Origin of the sequence: Geobacillus thermoleovorans, assembly GCF_001610955.1 — a bacterium.
GTDB classification, from domain to species: Bacteria; Bacillota; Bacilli; order Bacillales; family Anoxybacillaceae; genus Geobacillus; species Geobacillus thermoleovorans.
On record NZ_CP014335.1, the window covers coordinates 2,497,872 to 2,514,389 of the forward strand.

Below are 16,518 nucleotides of genomic sequence, written 5' to 3' on the forward strand. Positions count from 1 at the left end.
CCGGCAAGTGTCAATTTTCCACTATAACAATTCCTTTAAAACCCGCTCCAACTCATCATCGCCGGCCGCCTGCTGCTTATACGAACGCATCGTCAAAAACATCATATACTCGCTCGGCGAAAGAGAGAAAATGTCGCTGACCAACTCATGCAGTTTTTTTTCCGCCGGCCGATGCTTCCACTTGCGGGAACATAAACATTCCCACAGCCCGTCCATCGTCACTTGCGTATAGCCGAGAAGACGAAACTCATCGCACTTCGACTCGAGCGCCGGCATGAGCTGTTCGCGCAGCTTCCGGTTTTCATCCATCCCCCATACCCCCTTGTATCCATTGCCGCCTGCCAATCTTGTCATGCTTGGCCATGGGCCTTGCATATATTGTATAAAAGACGGAGGCATTTGAGAAGGCAGGGGGAGAAAATGTCTAAATTTTTACAAGGTACGGTCATTTTAATCGCCGCTGGCTTTATTACGAAAATTCTCGGCTTCATCAACCGAATTGTCGTCGCCCGCATGATCGGCGATGAAGGAGTCGGGCTGTACATGATGGCCGTGCCGACGCTCGTTTTAGCGATTACCGCGACGCAGATCGGGCTGCCGGTCGCCATTTCCAAACTCGTCGCCGAAGCAGAGGCGGCCGGCGACCGGCAGCGGGTGAAACAAATTCTCGTCGTGTCGCTGGCCACCACCGGCGCGCTAAGCATCGTGCTTCTGCCGGCGTTGATCGCTGCTGCGCCATGGCTCTCCCGGACGATGTTCACCGACCCGCGCACGTACTATCCGCTTCTTGCCATCGCTCCAATTGTGCCGATCGTCGCCATCTCTTCGGTGCTGCGCGGCTACTTTCAAGGACGCCAGCAAATGAAACCGTACGCCTACTCGCTCTTGATGGAACAAATCGTCCGCATCAGCTTGATCGCTTTATGCACACAGCCGCTTTTGCCGTACGGCGTCGAGTATGCCGCCGCCGGCGCCATGGCGTCTTCCGTTCTCGGCGAGCTGGCAGCATTATTGTATTTGCTGTTTTTATTTAAGGTTAAAAAATCGATTCGCCTGCGGACAAAGTTTTTTCACTACGTCCAAGCCGGCAAAGAGACGTTCGTCCGCCTCATGCGCATTGCCTTGCCGACGACCGGCGGCCGTTTGATCGGCTCGCTTTCTTGGTTTTTTGAGCCAATCGTCGTCGCCAACAGCTTGGCATTGGCCGGCATCGCCGCCTCCACTGCCACAAGGCAATACGGACAGCTTGTCGGCTACGCGCTGCCGTTGTTGACGTTGCCGTCGTTTATTACGTACGCGCTTTCGACCGCCCTGGTGCCGGCCATCAGCGAAGCCATGGCGCAACGCAAGCTGCTTTTGGTCGAATACCGGATCGCCCAGGCGATGCGCTTGTCGCTTGTCACCGGCGGCCTTTCCACCGTCGTTCTTTACTTGTTCGCCGAGCCGCTCATGCGCTGGATGTACGGCACAAGTGAAGCCGCGATCTTTATTCAAGTGATGGCGCCGTTTTTCTTATTGTATTATTTCCAAGGCCCGCTGCAGGCGGTCTTGCAAGGACTGGACTTGGCGAACGCCGCCATGACGAACAGCTTGATCGGAGCAGTGGTGAAGCTCGTGTGCATCTTCGTCCTTGCTTCCCGTCCAAGTTTGGGCATTATGGGCGCGGCGCTGGCGACTGCAGTCAGCACCGTTCTTGTGACGTTGCTTCACTTTGCCACGGTCGTCAAGGTGGTGTCTTTTTCCATCGATGCGCGCGAGTACATCAAAGCGCTTGGCGCCATCATCGCTGCGGGCGCAATCGGCTATGCGCTCTCCCGCCATCCGCTTTTGGCGGTGCCCGCACCGCTTTGGACGCTGCTTGCCATGGCCGCGACAGCCGCCCTATATGCCGCCTGCCTCGTTCTGTTCCGGCTCATCCGGCGCGAAGAGCTCGTCTACCTTCCGGGGCTGCACTGGCTGGCCGGCAAAAACAAGCGAAAATAAACGTCTAAACCTGTCCGGCGGTGAATATATTGTGGTAAAAAGCGTTTGGGCCAAGGAGGGATCGCGGTGTCACGGCTTGGCAGCGCACTGGTGTATGGAATCGCCACAGTTTTTGTGTTGGCGGCGCTCGTCAGCTTCATTTTTTCGTTGTTGCTCAAATGGACGGACATTCACGAATCGTCGCTCACCTGGATCGTGTTTGCCGCCTCGGTTGTCTCGCTGTTTATCGGCGGCGTTGTCGCCGGCGGAAAAAGCCAAGAAAAAGGATGGCTCGCCGGCGGGCTGACCGGCCTCTTATTTACGGCGATCATCTTTTTGTTTCAATTTCTTGGCATGGAAAAATCGTTTACCGTCGAACAATGGCTGTACCACCTTGCCTTTTTCGCCGCTGCTTCCTTAGGCGGCATCGTCGGGGTCAATTTGTCATCGTCGCGCTATGAACGGACGTAAAAACGACAAACCAGCGCAAAAGCAAAAGGTGTCCTCAAAGCAAACGGGACACCTTTTGTGATGGAGAGCGCGATGGTAAGAAACGAGATTGCGTCTCGCTCGCGCTTTTCACACCGCCGTTCAAATCGGCGCTCAAGCTTAGACGCCGATGGCCGCGCTTTCGCTACGCCTTGCTTTCCGCCACCACTTCTCTCACCGCGGAGCGGTCGAACGTCAGTCGCGTGCCGTCGCCGGCGCGAACGATGATTTTGTCCTCATCGACCGAGTCGATGATGCCGTGCAATCCACCGATCGTGATGATTTTATCGCCTTTTTTCAAATTCGCCTGCATTTGCTGGATGGCGCGTTGCCGTTTTTGCTGCGGGCGAATGAGCAAAAAGTAGAAAATCACAAAAAACAGCACAATCGGCAACAAATTGGCGATCGCTGCGTTCATGCAATCCCCCTCCTTTCCGGTCGTCAAAAGTTTTTTGCATTCGGCTTGTTGAAGCCGTAGCGTTCGAAAAATTCCTCACGGAAATCGGCGAGTCGATCTTCGCGGATCGCTTGTCTCACCTGCTCCATCAATTTTATCAAAAAATAGACGTTATGGTAAGACGTGAGGCGGATGCCAAATGTTTCATCACATTTGATGAGATGGCGGATGTACGCGCGCGTATAGTTCCGGCACGTGTAGCAGTCGCAGTTCGGATCGAGCGGCGAGAAGTCGCGAGCGTACTGGGCATTTTTGATCACCACCCGTCCTTCGCTCGTCATCACCGTCCCGTTGCGGCCGATGCGCGTCGGCAATACGCAGTCGAACATGTCGATGCCGCGGATCGCTCCGTCGATGAGCGAATCCGGCGAACCGACGCCCATTAAATAGCGGGGCTTGTCCGCCGGCAGAAGCGGCGTCGTAAACTCAAGCACCCGATTCATGACCTCCTTCGGCTCGCCGACCGACAACCCGCCGACCGCATAGCCCGGGAAATCGAGCGACACTAAATCGCGGGCGCTTTGCCGGCGCAAATCTTCATATTCACCGCCTTGGACGATGCCAAACAGCCCTTGCTCATTCGGGCGGCGGTGCGCCTTCAAGCAGCGCTCCGCCCAACGGCTCGTCCGCTCGATGGACTGTTTCATGTATTCATACGTCGCTGGATACGGCGGGCACTCATCAAACGCCATGATGATGTCGGCGCCAAGCGCATTTTGAATCTCGACTGCTTTTTCCGGCGATAAAAACAGCTTATCGCCGTTTAAATGGTTGCGGAAATAGACGCCTTCTTCCTCGATGCGGCGGAATTCACTGAGGCTGAACACTTGGAAGCCGCCGGAATCCGTCAAAATGCCGCGATCCCAATTCATAAACGCATGCAACCCGCCCGCTTCCGCGACAATGTCATGCCCCGGGCGCAGCCAAAGATGATAGGTGTTGCTTAAAATGACGCCGGCCCCCATTGTCTTCAGCTCTTCCGGCGACAGCGTCTTGACCGTGGCGAGCGTCCCAACCGGCATAAACATCGGCGTTTCAAACGAGCCGTGCGGCGTATGGAGGATGCCAAGGCGCGCGCCCGTCTGCCGGCACGTTTTGATCAGTTCAAAGCGAATCGGTGTCGTCAACGTGCTCGTCTCCTTTCTCAAATGATGAGCATCGCATCACCGAAGCTGAAAAAGCGGTATCGCTCTTTGACCGCTACTTGATACGCGTGCAAAATATTTTCGCGCCCGGCGAGCGCACTCACGAGCATGATGAGCGTCGATTTCGGCAGGTGGAAGTTCGTCACCAGCCCATCAATCCCTTTGAACTCATAGCCCGGATAGATGAAAATGTCGGTCCAGCCGCTTTCTGCAACAAATCGGCCGTTATGTTTGCCGGCGATCGTCTCGAGCGTCCGTGTCGACGTCGTGCCGACGGCGATGATGCGGCCGCCCTGCTCCCGGACGCGGTTTAACGTCTCAGCCGTTTCCTCGCTCATTTGATAAAATTCGGCGTGCATATCGTGCTTCTCGACTTCGTCCACTTGCACTGGCCGAAACGTGCCAAGCCCGACATGAAGGGTGATGAAGACGATATGCACCCCTTTTTCGCGAATGGCGTCAAGCAGCTCTTCGGTGAAATGCAAACCGGCGGTTGGCGCCGCTGCCGAACCAATTTCACGGGCGTACACCGTCTGATACCGTTCCGGGTCGTCAAGCTTTTCTTTAATGTACGGGGGCAGCGGCATCTCCCCAAGTTCGGCCAATACTTCATAAAACAGGCCGTCATACGAAAACTCAAGCACTCGCCCGCCGTGTTCCAGCGTATCGAGGCAGACGGCTTCAAGCTTCCCCTCGCCAAAGGTGAGTTTCGTTCCTGGCTTGACTCGTTTTCCCGGCTTGACGAGCGTCTCCCAACGGTCGCCGTCCAATTGCTTTAACAGCAGCACTTCGACCGTTCCGCCCGTTTCCTCTTTTTCGCCGTAAAGCCGCGCCGGCATGACGCGCGTATCGTTTAAAACGAGGCAGTCGCCCGGATTCAAGTACGAAATAATGTTGCGAAACGTTTCATGGCGAATGGCGCCCGTTCGTTTATCGAGCACCATGAGCCTTGATGCCGCCCGGTCTGGAAGCGGCGTTTGCGCAATCAACTCTTCCGGCAAATGAAAATCAAACAAATCGACTTTCATGCAGTTCTCCTTCCTTCAGCGAAATCGTCCGAGCACGTAAAAAATCAACGATAACACAACGCTCAGCAAGATGGATGTCACAACGGGAAAATAAAACGTCATATTCCCTTTGCGGATGACGATATCCCCCGGCAAGCGGCCGAGTTTGACAAACTGCATGACAAACCCGACAATGATGAGCACAACGCCGATCGTCATGATCAACTTTGGCAAGCTGTTCACCGCTTCGGAACCTCCATTCCTAAATGGGTGTACGCAGCCGGCGTGACGACGCGCCCGCGCGGCGTACGCTGCAAGAGACCGATCTGCATCAAGTACGGCTCATACACTTCTTCAATCGTTTGTGCTTCTTCGCCGATGACGGCCGCCAGCGTTTCGAGCCCGACCGGGCCGCCGGCGAATTTTTCAATCATCGCTGAAAGCAGCTTATGGTCGATTTGGTCGAGCCCGAGCCGGTCGACTTGCAGCCGCTCGAGCGCCTCGACAGCAAGCGGCAGCGTAATTCCCCCCTCTCCGCGCACTTGCGCAAAATCGCGGACGCGCCGCAGCAAACGGTTGGCGATGCGCGGCGTGCCGCGCGCCCGACGGGCAAGCTCAAGCGCCGCTTCGCGCTCGATGCCGATTTGCAAGATGGCCGCCGCCCGCTCAATGATTTGGGCGAGTTGGTCGACGTGATAGTATTCGAGCCGGCTGATGACACCAAACCGGTCGCGAAGCGGCGCCGACAGCGCCCCGGCTCTCGTCGTCGCCCCGACGAGCGTAAATGGCGGCAAGTCGAGGCGAAGCGTGCGCGCATCCGGCCCTTTGCCAATCGTGATATCTAAGCAATAATCTTCCATCGCCGGATAGAGCACCTCTTCCACCGCCCGCGGCAGCCGGTGGATCTCATCAATAAAGAGCACATCCCCCGGCTCAAGCGAAGTGAGAAGCGCCGCCAAATCTCCCGGCCGCTCGAGCGCCGGTCCAGATGTCGCTCGCAGCTTGACGCCCATTTCATTGGCGATGATCACGGCGAGCGTCGTTTTCCCAAGCCCCGGCGGTCCGTACAGCAGCACATGGTCGAGCGTCTCTTCGCGGAGCTTGGCCGCTTCAATGAACACTTTTAAGTTTTCTTTGATCTTATCTTGCCCGATATATTCATGCAAATATTGCGGGCGCAAACTCGGTTCAAGCGCAGTTTCTTCCCCTAAGACCTCCCCGGATACAAGCCGTTCCTCCACCGTCATTCCTCCCTTTGGCCGCTGTTTATCCCAAAAGCAGCGCCAGCGCCCGCTTCACATACTGTTCCGTCGACATCGCTTCTTCGCGGAGCGCCGGAATGATTTTCTCGATCTCCCGTTCAGCGTAGCCGAGCGCCTTGAGCGCCGCCACCGCCTCGGCGAGCGCACCGGAAAGCGGTGCGGCCGAACGTGCAGCCGCCGGCGCCGCAAGCGCCCCGAGCTTCCCTTTTAAATCCAAAATCATTTGCCGGGCCGTCTTTTTGCCCACGCCTGGAAACTTGCATAAAAACGCCTCGTTTTCTTCCTCGATGGCCCGCGCCAGTTCATCCGGACGCCCGGCCGCCAAAATGGCGAGGCCGCCTTTCGGCCCGATGCCCGACACTTGCAGCAGCTTGGCGAACAAGTTGCGCTCCTCGCGCGTTGGGAACCCGTACAAGGCGTGCACACCTTCGCGTACATATTCGTATGTATAGACGGTCACCGCCGCCTCGCGGCTTTCCTGAAACGCAAACGGGTTCGGCGTAAAGATCTCGTAGCCGATGCCGTTATGGTCGATGACGATATATTCCGGGCAGACGTAATCGACATACCCACGGATAAACTCGATCAATGGATGCTCCTCTCCTTTTTTCGTCCTTTCATTGTATCATATGATTTCATTATAGCAAAAAGAAATCCCGCGATGCGCTTTGCACCACGGGCTTTCGCTTGGTTTATTGGACGACCGCAAAATGGCGGTACATTTCGATCACTTGTTCATACCGCTCTTTCGAGAGGACGCGAATTCCTTTCTTCAGCTTTTCTTGCTGACGGCTTTCGAGCTTTTGCACGTCGATTTGGAAAAACGACTGGATGATTTCGCTCGACCGGCCCGGTTTGCCGTTGAAGATAGACAACGTGCCATCGTCCGTAATTCCGAAGTAGCCGTTTGTTTTTAACAACGGCGAAATGTCGTTGATTGTTTTGCGAAACACGATCGTCTGATCATCGAGCGTCACGAGTTGCCAACCGCGATATTTTTTCCATATTTCTGTCATCGAATCGACGGTTTCGGTGACTTTCTCTTCGCTCATCTCTCCGTCCAAGTATTGCCGCTCGAGCACAATCGTCATCTTAACCGGTGCGGCGGAGGCCGAATGAACCGGCAACACGATGGCGGCGATCCACAGTATGAGGGAAAGAATTCGCATCGTTTGTTCCTCTCTTCTCGGATGATGGTTCCTTTACGCCACTAGTTTCACCAGCGGACGCCATTTTATTCCTTGATCCATCAGCTTTTTTGCCAAGCAAGCTGCCGCCGATCCAAAAAGTGGGGCGGGGATTCGAGCCAACGGCGCTCGATCATCATATTCCATTATGTTCCACGACCTTCGAACGTATGTACAAAAAAAATCCGCCGGCTTCGCCGACGGACGTCGCTACTCCTCAAGCACCGATTCGTCCAAATTATGGTACACTTCTTGGACGTCATCATCATCTTCAAGCGTATCGATCAACTTCAGCATTTTTTTCAAATCGTCGCCCTCAAGCGTCGTATACGTTTGCGGAATCATCGTAATTTCCGCGCTGGCAAACGTGAATCCTTGCTGTTCCAGCTCGTCTTTCACCGTTTCAAACGATTCGGGCGCTGTATAAATTTCGAACGATTCGTCCGTTGTTTCCATCTCCTCGGCGCCCGCTTCAATGGCCAACAGCAGCAATTCATCCTCATCAACGTTGTGCTGTTCGCGGTCAATCACGAGCAGCCCTTTGCGCTCGAACAAATAGGAGACGCAGCCCGTTTCCCCTAAATTGCCGCCGTTTTTCGAAAACGCCGCACGCACGTTGGCGGCGGTGCGGTTTTTATTATCCGTCAGGCAAACGACCATGACGGCAACGCCGCCTGGTCCATATCCTTCGTAGCGAATTTCCTCATAGTTGGTATGTTCTTGGGTTCCAGTTGCTTTTTTAATCGCCCGTTCAATGTTTTCGCTCGGCATGTTGGCCGCTTTCGCCTTCTCAATGACAAGGCGCAGGCTCGGATTGGACGCTGGATCGCCTCCGCCGCTTTTGGCGGCCACATAAATTTCCTTCGCCAGTTTCATGAACAGTTTGCCGCGTTTGGCATCTTGAGCATTTTTCCGCCGTTGGATATTTTTCCACTTCGAATGTCCAGCCATCGACAGTTCTCCTCTCATCGCAACGGAATGTTCCGACTATTACTATAGCAAAAAACGCGGAAATTGTCAGCCAAGCTCCAGCGAAGGAGCAGCCATGAAAAAAGGCGCCCCGCTTTTTTGGGACGCCTTTTTCGTTTGTCACCGAGTGTTTTCCGGCCGTTCTTGAATCGTGCCATCGATAAAAATGGTGCGCAAATCACGGCGGATTTCTTCCATATTGATTGGAGTCCCGCGTCGAAGCGCGTTGTCAATCGTGCGAATGCGGTGGTACATGCTCGGATTCGAGGTGACGCGCACCCGCTTGCCGTCCGCGTACGGAGCGACCGCTTGCTCGACACGCTTCTCAAGCCGCTTGGGATGGCGGGCGTCTGTGGCAATCGCGATGAGCGCCTGATCGCCATACACAACCGCGCGGGCATCGTCGACTCCGTTCACCGCTGCGGCGCGGCGGGAGAGCTTCTCAGCCAAACCGCCGGCATAGCTTCGGTAGTACGACGGGTGCGGATCGACGTTTAGCGAGTGCAAATGCCCATGGTAGTTGTAATCACTGTCACCGAAATCGACGTCGGGCGGAAGAGCCGGAACGTCCGTGTCAAACCGGGTCGCTGCTGGTCCTCCGAGGCGGCCGCCGTCCGTCAAATAATCGGTGACCGGACCGCGGCGCGCCCATATATAACGGTTGTCATAATTGAGCGCATTCGTCCCGTATCGGCCATAGCGGAAATCGTCGCCTCGCTCCGTCGAGTAAAAACCGATCGGTCTCGCCGCATCATGATAACGCTGCGCCCCTTCCTCATTCGCCCGGTAGTTGGTGCATGAGGCGAGCAATCCGGCGACCGACAACGCGCCGATCCATCTGACCGCGTATCTCAATGGAAAACCCCCCTTGGTTTCCTTCGCCCAAGGCTGGCATGAAGCCAGCCTTACGTTTAGCTTGCGGCAAACGCGGGGGGTTTATCGCTGTCAGTTCAACCCAACGAGATGACAGCTAAAACTTCGGCGGCGCAATCGCCAACTGCCGTTTATGATGCGAACGTTCATGAAGCCGTTCAATAATTTTCCGATCGCGTTCTGGAATATCTTCCCCTTTTAAATATTTATCGATCATTTCATACGTCGTGCCCATTTCGCTTTCATCCGTCTGCCCTTCCCACAGTCCGGCGCTTGGAGCTTTCTTGATAATTTCTTCCGGGACGCCGAGCAGACGGCCCATTTCGCGCACTTCGCCTTTTGTAAAGTGAATGAGCGGCACTAAATCGACTCCACCGTCACCGTATTTCGTAAAGTAGCCCGTATGCCATTCGGCGGCGTTGTCCGTACCGACGACGAGATAGCCGTAATTGTTGGCGACCGCATACAACGTCGTCATGCGCAAACGCGCCCTTGTATTCGCATCGCCGAGGCGCGCGCGCTCTTCGCTCCATTCCCCGATGGCTTTCAGCTCGGCCTCGACCGCGCCAAACAACGTCCGGTGCGCCTCGGTCAAATCGATGACCAAATGCCGGATGCCGCAGCTTTTCACCACTTTCAGCGCATCTTCCATATCTTTCGGATTGCTTTTGCAAGGCATGATCAGCCCCAGCGAATCGTCCGGAAAGGCACGCTTAATCAAATGGGCGACAACCGCCGAGTCGATGCCGCCGCTGATGCCGACGACCGCCCCGTTTAAACCGGCTGATGAGACTTGGTCACGCAACCATTGCACGAGTTTGTCAATTTTTTCTTGCATCCGCCCTCGACTCCTTTTCCAAAGATTCCATTTCTCATTGTAGCATAGCATAAAGGCGGCGGACAAACCGTTCTCTCCGCTTGCGGTCAAACACAAGAGGGCGGCGGCGCGCGGCGGCTGACCGCCATTCGCGAAACACATCAGCCGGAAATAAGAGCGCATGCAAAAACCAGCGTTTTTCCAACCAACGGCGAAGCGGAGCGAAACGGGCGAGTGTTGAATATGACCAACCGATATACGGCAAGAGGCGATTGGCGTATTGGCAATAGTCAAGCCCGGGCGAGGCAAGAGCGGCCGCGTCATAGTCGATGAGGTACATCTGGCCGGTTGTGGTGCGCAAAAAATTATGGGAGGCGACATCACCATGAATGATGGCAGCAGAATCCGCCGTCAACTCTGGAGCATGCTCGCGACACGTTGATAGACAGTAATCCGCCCAGCGCAGCGTAAATAAAATGTCTTCTTTGTCCATGATCGTTTCAACAACAGGCAAATGTCGGCAAAACTCCTCATAGCGGCGCCGCCATTTGTCATACAGCTGCGCACGCGGCAGCCCCATCGCCTCCTGCTTGCTGCTGGCGATGTTTGCCGTTATGGTATGGTAACGTTCGAGCAAATGAAGTCCGTCAGCGGCGTCAGCCCAAGCGGCAAACGAGATTGGACGCGCTCCGGCTACATATTCCGTCAGCAGCCAATAGCATCCGCCGGCTTCAACCACTCCTCCGCGCCCGATCGGCATAGGGGCCGGCGCGGCGGAAAAACCGGTCTTCCTTAATACGGCAAGAAGCCAGGCGTGCCGCGCGGCCGCAACAGGAAAGCGATACGCTTTGGCGACAAACATTCCTTGCCGGGCGGCAATGGCTAAGACATGCGGTTTCAATGCCACAACTTGTTGAATAACAAGCCGATATTGGCGGTCAAGAAGAAAAAAGAGACGGCCGGCGGCGTCTCTTTTCACTTGGTTATTGTTCCTCGCCATGCCCGCTCTCCTCATCCGGCGGTTCGCTAAACAAACGGGGGCCGGCGACCGGCGGGGCGGATGATGGCGGGTAGGATGGCGGCGAGTATCCCGCTGGACTTGTCGGATAAACGACGCCTGGCCACGGAAGCGGCGGCGCTGACTGCGGCGCATATCCGTATGGAGCCGGCAGGGCGTACCCTCCATAATAGTACGGGGGCGGCGCATAGGCCGGTGCATACCCAAAAGGCGGATAGCCGACAGGCGAGGGGTGCGCCGCAGGCGGCGCATAAACTGGCGTTGCAGCGCCGGGCGGCGGGAGAACGCCCCCTGCGGACGGGACAAACGGGGCGGCAACCCCAGGCCCAGAAAACGGCGGCTCTAATGATTCACTGCTGCTTTCGTGAATGCCGGGAAACGGCGCCGAACCGTTTTCCGGACTTTCACCGCTTTTCCCAACGGCCGACGGCGCAGACGATGGCGGATAGGACGTCGGCATGATCGGCAGCGGCGGCGCGTAAAAACCGCTCCCCGGCCAAACTGGCGGCACTGGCGTACATCCTTGGTCAGTGCCAAATATTGGGATCGTCGGCGGGGCGACAGGAACGTATGGAATGTTCGGCAGCGGCGGCGCGTCTTCGCTCTCAGCCGCCGGTTCCCCTTTCCATTCAGCTGGGCTTTCATTGTCCTCCTCTTTCATCATGTTGGGCAAAATATTGCTCGGCTTCGGCGGAATCGGCGGCACGTTGGCCAGCGATTGAGCGAACGAAAGTTGAGGAGGCGGGGCCACCGGCGGAATCGTATGCACAAGCGGCGGCACAGAGGCGCCTTTCGCTTTTGCCCCTTCTTTTGCCTCCGCTTTCGGCGTTTTTGGTGCTTCTTGTGCCGTTGCTTTTGGCGCTTTTTTCTCGACAGCCTTTGGCGTTTCGTTCATCGCCGCTTTCGGCGCCTCACCCGCCGGTGCCTTTGGCGCTTCATTGATGGGCGCATTCGGCGTTTCGTTCACCGGTACGTTCGGCGCTTCATTCACCACTGCTTTTGGTGCCGCTTTTGGCGCTTCCTTCTCGACGGCCTTTGGCGCTTCATTGATGGGCACATTTGGCGTTTCATTCACTGATACATTTGGCATTTCGTTCACCGGCACGTTTGGCGCTTCATTCACTGGCACATTCTCCGCCTTCTTCTCCGGCGCTTTCGGTGTTTCCTTTACGACTGCTTTGGGCGTTTTCTTTACCACTGCTTTCGGCGCCTCACCCGCCGGTTCGTTTACCGCTGCCTCGCCTTCCGGAGCAGGGGCGACAGCAGTGTCAAGCTCGGTATCAATGTGGAATGAGACGAACGGTTTCGCCTCCGCGTACGGGTGCTCTTTTACGTGCATTTTTTTGGGTGACACAAGCGCCTTCGTCTCTTTTTTGACCGGCACCCCTGCTGTCGGCACTTTGATTTTCATTCCAGGCATAATCATATTCGGGTCGCTCAAATGCCCATTTATTTTTTTCAATTGTTCAAAATCCACTCCATATTTTTGGGCGATTTTCCAAAGGGTGTCGCCCTTTTGGACAATATGGATTTTCACTCCATTCCCCTCCTAAACCGAGACTGTTTACGCTCGATCGAACCGATGCTTGTTTCCCGTTATCGTCTTTCAACACAATGTATGACGATGATCGTTGATTTATGATAAAAAAATCCCTGACCGAACGAGGATCCCTCCTCGTCAAGCCAGGGAAAAAGCTAGGCAAGCGAAAGCATGCGGTCGAGCGCCTCTTTTGCCTCTGCGGCGATGTCTTTCGGAACGGTGATGCGATTGACGATCGCTCCTTGCTCAAGCGATTCGAGCGCCCAGACGAAATGCGGCAAATCAATTCGATTCATCGTTAAACACGGGCACATATATGGATTGAGAGAAACAATTTCTTTGTCTGGATGTTCATGCTTCAGCCGGTTCACCAAATTCATTTCCGTTCCAATCGCCCACTGGGTGCCGGGTGGAGCATTGCGGATCGTTTCAATAATGTATTTTGTCGAACCGGCGTAGTCTGCTTGCTGGACGACCTCCCAGCTGCATTCCGGATGGACGATGACATGGATTCCCGGCTTCATCCGTCGAATATGCTCGATTTGTCGCACGGTGAAGTTTTCATGCACGGAGCAATGTCCTTTCCAAAGAATGACTTTCACCTTGTCGAGATCGTCCGCCCCTTGGAGCGTCTCCTCATGCGGATCCCACACCGCCATCTCGTCAAGACGGATGCCGAGCGCATAGGCCGTATTTCTCCCTAAATGCTGATCCGGCAAAAAGAAAATCCGTTCATTCCGTGAAAACGCCCAAGCCATCATCTTTTTCGCGTTCGACGAGGTGACGGTCGCTCCGCCATGGCGGCCGACAAACGCTTTAATCGCCGCGGTCGAATTGACGTACACAAGCGGCACGATCGTCTCGCCAAACCGCTCAATAAGCGCCGCCCATGCCCGCTCGACTTGAAAAATATCGGCCATATCGGCCATTGAACAGCCGGCGCGCAAGTCCGGCAAAATGACCGTTTGGTCGTCGCTCGTTAAAATATCGGCGGTTTCCGCCATAAAATGGACGCCGCAAAACACAATATATTCGGCTTCGCTGTTCTTTGCCGCGAGCTGGGCAAGCTGAAGCGAATCGCCGGTCGCATCGGCGAACTGAATGACCTCATCCTTTTGGTAGTGATGACCCGGGATGAAAAGGCGCCGGCCGAACCGTTCTTTCACCGCGCGGGCGCGTGCTTCGAGCTCGCTTCGTTCCATCGTTTTATACCGTTTGGGCATCTCATCCAGCCGTTTCAACTGTTCAAGGACGTTCACGGTTCTCCCCTCCATTATCGCAAATTGAAACTCATATCGAGCACCGGGGCGGAATGGGTTAAACATCCGAGCGAAATGTAGTCGACTCCGGTCGCGCCGTACGCCGCCACATTGGCGAGCGTAATTCCCCCCGACGCTTCCGTGATGATCGGCTTTGGCACAAGCCGGACGAACGCCCGCACCTCATCCGGCGTCCGGTTGTCAAACATAATGACATCCACCCCGGCCTCGACCGCCTCGAGCACTTCGTCTTCCGTTTCGGTCTCTACTTCGATTTTCACCATATGCCCAAGCCGCTCCCGCACCGTTTTGACGGCGCGGGCGATCGATCCGCAAAAGGCGATATGGTTGTCTTTAATCATGACACCGTCGTACAAGCCAAAGCGGTGATTGTAGCCGCCGCCGCATGTGACGGCATATTTTTCAAGCATGCGCAGCCCCGGCGTCGTTTTCCGCGTGTCGCAAATGCGTGTGGAGCTATTGCCAAGCAAGTCAACGGCCTGTCGCGTCACGGTGGCAATGCCGCTTAACCGCTGCAGCAAGTTTAAAATGACGCGCTCACCGGACAACAGCGGCCCGACCGGTCCGGATGCGACGGCGATCGTTTCGCCGGCTTGGACCCGTTCGCCGTCCTGTTTCATGATGGTTACTTCGACGCGCGGATCCAGCAGCTGATAGCCCGCCGCAATAATGCCGACGCCGGCCACCACCCCGTCCGCTTTGGCCATAAACATGCCTGATGCCCGTTCATGAGCCGGAAAAATCGTCTCGCTCGTCACATCGCCGTCGCCAATATCTTCAAGAAAAAACTGTCGCAACAGTTGTTCGAGCTTCAACCGGTTCATCTTTCATCCCTCCGTTTTCTTTGCCGCTTTACCTCCCAGCCCCAAGGCGGGCCCACTCTTCTTTCGTCCGCACGAGGCGCCGCCCCCGCCACTCCGGGCGTTCACGCGGAAAATCGCTCCGGTAATGGCCGCCGCGGCTTTCCGTGCGCCCAAGCGCTGATGAAGCGACAAGCCAGCCCACTAGCAACATATATCCTGTTTCAATCTCCTCTGCCGACAATCGTTCAAGGTCGCCATCCAGCCAATCCGGCAACGAAAACTGTTCCAACCAGTCGACCGCTTCGCGAAGCCGATCGCCGTTGCGGACGATGCCGACAAACGTTGACAGCTGTTCGCGGAGCAACGCCCGCTCTGGCAGCCGTGGTACAATCAAACGACGCGGGCTGGATGAATCCGCTCGGTGCACCGTTTCCGGCCACGCCGCTTGACGGCGGATGGCGCAGGCCGCACGGAATCCAAAGACGATCGCTTCAAGCAACGAGTTGCTCGCGAGCCGGTTGGCGCCGTGCACACCGGTGCACGCCGCTTCCCCGACGGCGTACAAGCCCGGAACCGTCGTCTGCCCCCACTCGTTGACGACAACGCCGCCCATTAAAAAATGGGCGCCCGGCGCGACAGGAAGGCGGCCGGCTTCAAGGTCGACGCCATAGGCCTCACATAGCGCGGCGATCGTCGGAAAGCGGCGGCGGAAGTGGGACACGCGGGAAATATTCAAATAGACGCGGCCGCCGCGATCGAGTTCCGCCGCGATCGCTCGGGCGACGATGTCGCGCGGAGCGAGATCGCGAAGCGGATGGACGCCGTCCATCAGCGGTCTTCCATCTTCCGCCTCAAGCACCGCCCCTTCGCCGCGCACCGCTTCCGAGACGAGCCCGACCGCTTTTCCGCCGGCAACGAGCATCGTCGGATGAAATTGGATAAACTCCATATCCGCCACCGCCGCACCGGCGCGGTACGCCATGGCAATGCCGTCGCCAGTCGCCGTCGGCGCATTGGAAGTGAACGTATACAATCCGGCGCATCCACCGGTCGCCAACACGACGGCCGACGCCGGCCAAATGGACACCGAACCGTCTTCCCGCTTCGTTTTCACCCCGACGCAACGCCCCTCTTCCACAAGCAAATCAATCACCTGCTCGCCTTCTTCCATCCATACGCGTCCCTCGAGCCGCTCAAGCAAAAACGAAACGAGTGCTTTGCCCGTTTGATCGCCGCCGGCGTGCAAAATCCGGCGGTGGCTATGCCCGCCTTCAAGGCCGAAACAAAACCGGCCGCGTTCGTCCCGATCAAACGCCATGCCGGCGTTGATCCATTCTTGCAGCCGCCTCGGCCCTTCGCGGACGAGCCGTTCGACCATTCGTTCATCGTTATGAAAGCAGCCGGCGACCATCGTATCGCGGAAATGAGCGCGCCAATCGTCGCTCTCTGCCAGCGCCGCGGCCACCCCTCCTTGCGCCCGCCATGAATTGCTGTCGGTGCAACGTTTTTTCGTGAATATCATCACATGGTCGAGCTCAGATAAATGATACGCGACCGTTAACGCCGCCAGCCCGCTTCCGACGATAATCACGCCACCTTCCTTCACTCTCGGACGCCCCTTTCTTTTCACCTGTCTTGACATCTATATTTACACATATTTAAACTAATGGCAAGAGGTTTGGCGAAAAAAATGATGCAAAGGCGGGGGA

The 16,518-nt window shown here is 56.2% G+C and carries 18 protein-coding genes; 2 read left to right on the forward strand and 16 right to left on the reverse strand.

Annotated features, from left to right (window positions below; genetic code table 11):
* Positions 1-21: 21 nt before the first annotated feature.
* Positions 22-309, reverse strand: coding sequence for a post-transcriptional regulator (locus GT3570_RS12655; protein ID WP_013524218.1), 288 nt, complete (start codon positions 307-309; stop codon positions 22-24).
* 111 nt (positions 310-420) lie between these two features.
* On the opposite strand from GT3570_RS12655, the gene spoVB reads away from it, so the two are divergent.
* Both spoVB and GT3570_RS12665 read left to right on the forward strand, forming a co-directional pair.
* The gene (spoVB, locus tag GT3570_RS12660) at positions 421-1,983 is read left to right on the forward strand and encodes a stage V sporulation protein B (protein ID WP_033025909.1); all 1,563 of its coding nucleotides are present in this window, start codon (positions 421-423) and stop codon (positions 1,981-1,983) included.
* A gap of 66 nt (positions 1,984-2,049) precedes the next feature.
* Positions 2,050-2,433: a TIGR04086 family membrane protein gene (locus tag GT3570_RS12665; RefSeq protein ID WP_033006360.1), complete on the forward strand. Its 384-nt coding sequence runs from the start codon at positions 2,050-2,052 to the stop codon at positions 2,431-2,433.
* A gap of 163 nt (positions 2,434-2,596) precedes the next feature.
* Here GT3570_RS12665 and yajC read toward each other — a convergent pair whose 3' ends face one another.
* The 15 genes from yajC to nadB form a co-directional block, all read right to left on the reverse strand.
* Positions 2,597-2,869 carry a preprotein translocase subunit YajC gene (gene yajC / locus GT3570_RS12670; protein ID WP_023633728.1) on the reverse strand — a complete coding sequence of 91 codons (273 nt, stop codon included), beginning with the start codon at positions 2,867-2,869 and terminating at the stop codon, positions 2,597-2,599.
* A gap of 23 nt (positions 2,870-2,892) precedes the next feature.
* On the reverse strand, positions 2,893-4,035 hold the full coding sequence (gene tgt / locus GT3570_RS12675; protein ID WP_033014797.1) for a tRNA guanosine(34) transglycosylase Tgt: 1,143 nt from the start codon (positions 4,033-4,035) through the stop codon (positions 2,893-2,895).
* Between the two features lie 17 nt (positions 4,036-4,052).
* Positions 4,053-5,081, reverse strand: coding sequence for a tRNA preQ1(34) S-adenosylmethionine ribosyltransferase-isomerase QueA (queA, locus tag GT3570_RS12680; protein ID WP_023633730.1), 1,029 nt, complete (start codon positions 5,079-5,081; stop codon positions 4,053-4,055).
* Positions 5,082-5,096: 15 nt separating this feature from the next.
* The gene (locus GT3570_RS12685; RefSeq protein WP_013524224.1) at positions 5,097-5,303 is read right to left on the reverse strand and encodes a DUF2905 domain-containing protein; all 207 of its coding nucleotides are present in this window, start codon (positions 5,301-5,303) and stop codon (positions 5,097-5,099) included.
* Positions 5,300-6,301 carry a Holliday junction branch migration DNA helicase RuvB gene (gene ruvB / locus GT3570_RS12690; protein ID WP_011232067.1) on the reverse strand — a complete coding sequence of 334 codons (1,002 nt, stop codon included), beginning with the start codon at positions 6,299-6,301 and terminating at the stop codon, positions 5,300-5,302. Before ruvB ends, GT3570_RS12685 begins: the two co-directional genes overlap by 4 nt.
* A 25-nt stretch (positions 6,302-6,326) precedes the next feature.
* Positions 6,327-6,911 (reverse strand): Holliday junction branch migration protein RuvA, encoded by a 585-nt coding sequence (gene ruvA / locus GT3570_RS12695; protein WP_011232068.1) that lies wholly within the window; start codon positions 6,909-6,911, stop codon positions 6,327-6,329.
* A gap of 103 nt (positions 6,912-7,014) precedes the next feature.
* Complete coding sequence (locus GT3570_RS12700) at positions 7,015-7,491, reverse strand: intercompartmental signaling factor BofC (protein WP_011232069.1); 477 nt, start codon at positions 7,489-7,491, stop codon at positions 7,015-7,017.
* Positions 7,492-7,719: 228 nt separating this feature from the next.
* Entirely contained in the window at positions 7,720-8,460 is a 741-nt protein-coding gene (locus GT3570_RS12705) for a YebC/PmpR family DNA-binding transcriptional regulator (RefSeq protein WP_014196414.1), read from the reverse strand.
* A 138-nt stretch (positions 8,461-8,598) separates the two neighbouring features.
* Positions 8,599-9,333, reverse strand: coding sequence for a YhcN/YlaJ family sporulation lipoprotein (locus tag GT3570_RS12710; protein ID WP_011232071.1), 735 nt, complete (start codon positions 9,331-9,333; stop codon positions 8,599-8,601).
* Positions 9,334-9,448: 115 nt separating this feature from the next.
* Positions 9,449-10,189, reverse strand: coding sequence for an NAD(+) synthase (nadE, locus tag GT3570_RS12715; protein WP_011232072.1), 741 nt, complete (start codon positions 10,187-10,189; stop codon positions 9,449-9,451).
* A gap of 34 nt (positions 10,190-10,223) precedes the next feature.
* Entirely contained in the window at positions 10,224-11,168 is a 945-nt protein-coding gene (locus tag GT3570_RS12720; RefSeq protein WP_023633731.1) for a phosphotransferase, read from the reverse strand.
* Positions 11,152-12,723 carry a SafA/ExsA family spore coat assembly protein gene (gene safA, locus GT3570_RS12725; RefSeq protein ID WP_023633732.1) on the reverse strand — a complete coding sequence of 524 codons (1,572 nt, stop codon included), beginning with the start codon at positions 12,721-12,723 and terminating at the stop codon, positions 11,152-11,154. The genes GT3570_RS12720 and safA overlap by 17 nt, the downstream gene beginning before the upstream one ends.
* Positions 12,724-12,881: 158 nt before the next feature.
* Entirely contained in the window at positions 12,882-13,985 is a 1,104-nt protein-coding gene (gene nadA / locus GT3570_RS12730) for a quinolinate synthase NadA (RefSeq protein WP_011232075.1), read from the reverse strand.
* Positions 13,986-13,999: 14 nt separating this feature from the next.
* Positions 14,000-14,830, reverse strand: coding sequence for a carboxylating nicotinate-nucleotide diphosphorylase (gene nadC, locus GT3570_RS12735; protein ID WP_042380592.1), 831 nt, complete (start codon positions 14,828-14,830; stop codon positions 14,000-14,002).
* Between the two features lie 28 nt (positions 14,831-14,858).
* The gene (gene nadB / locus GT3570_RS12740; RefSeq protein WP_173400011.1) at positions 14,859-16,451 is read right to left on the reverse strand and encodes an L-aspartate oxidase; all 1,593 of its coding nucleotides are present in this window, start codon (positions 16,449-16,451) and stop codon (positions 14,859-14,861) included.
* Positions 16,452-16,518: the final 67 nt, after the last annotated feature.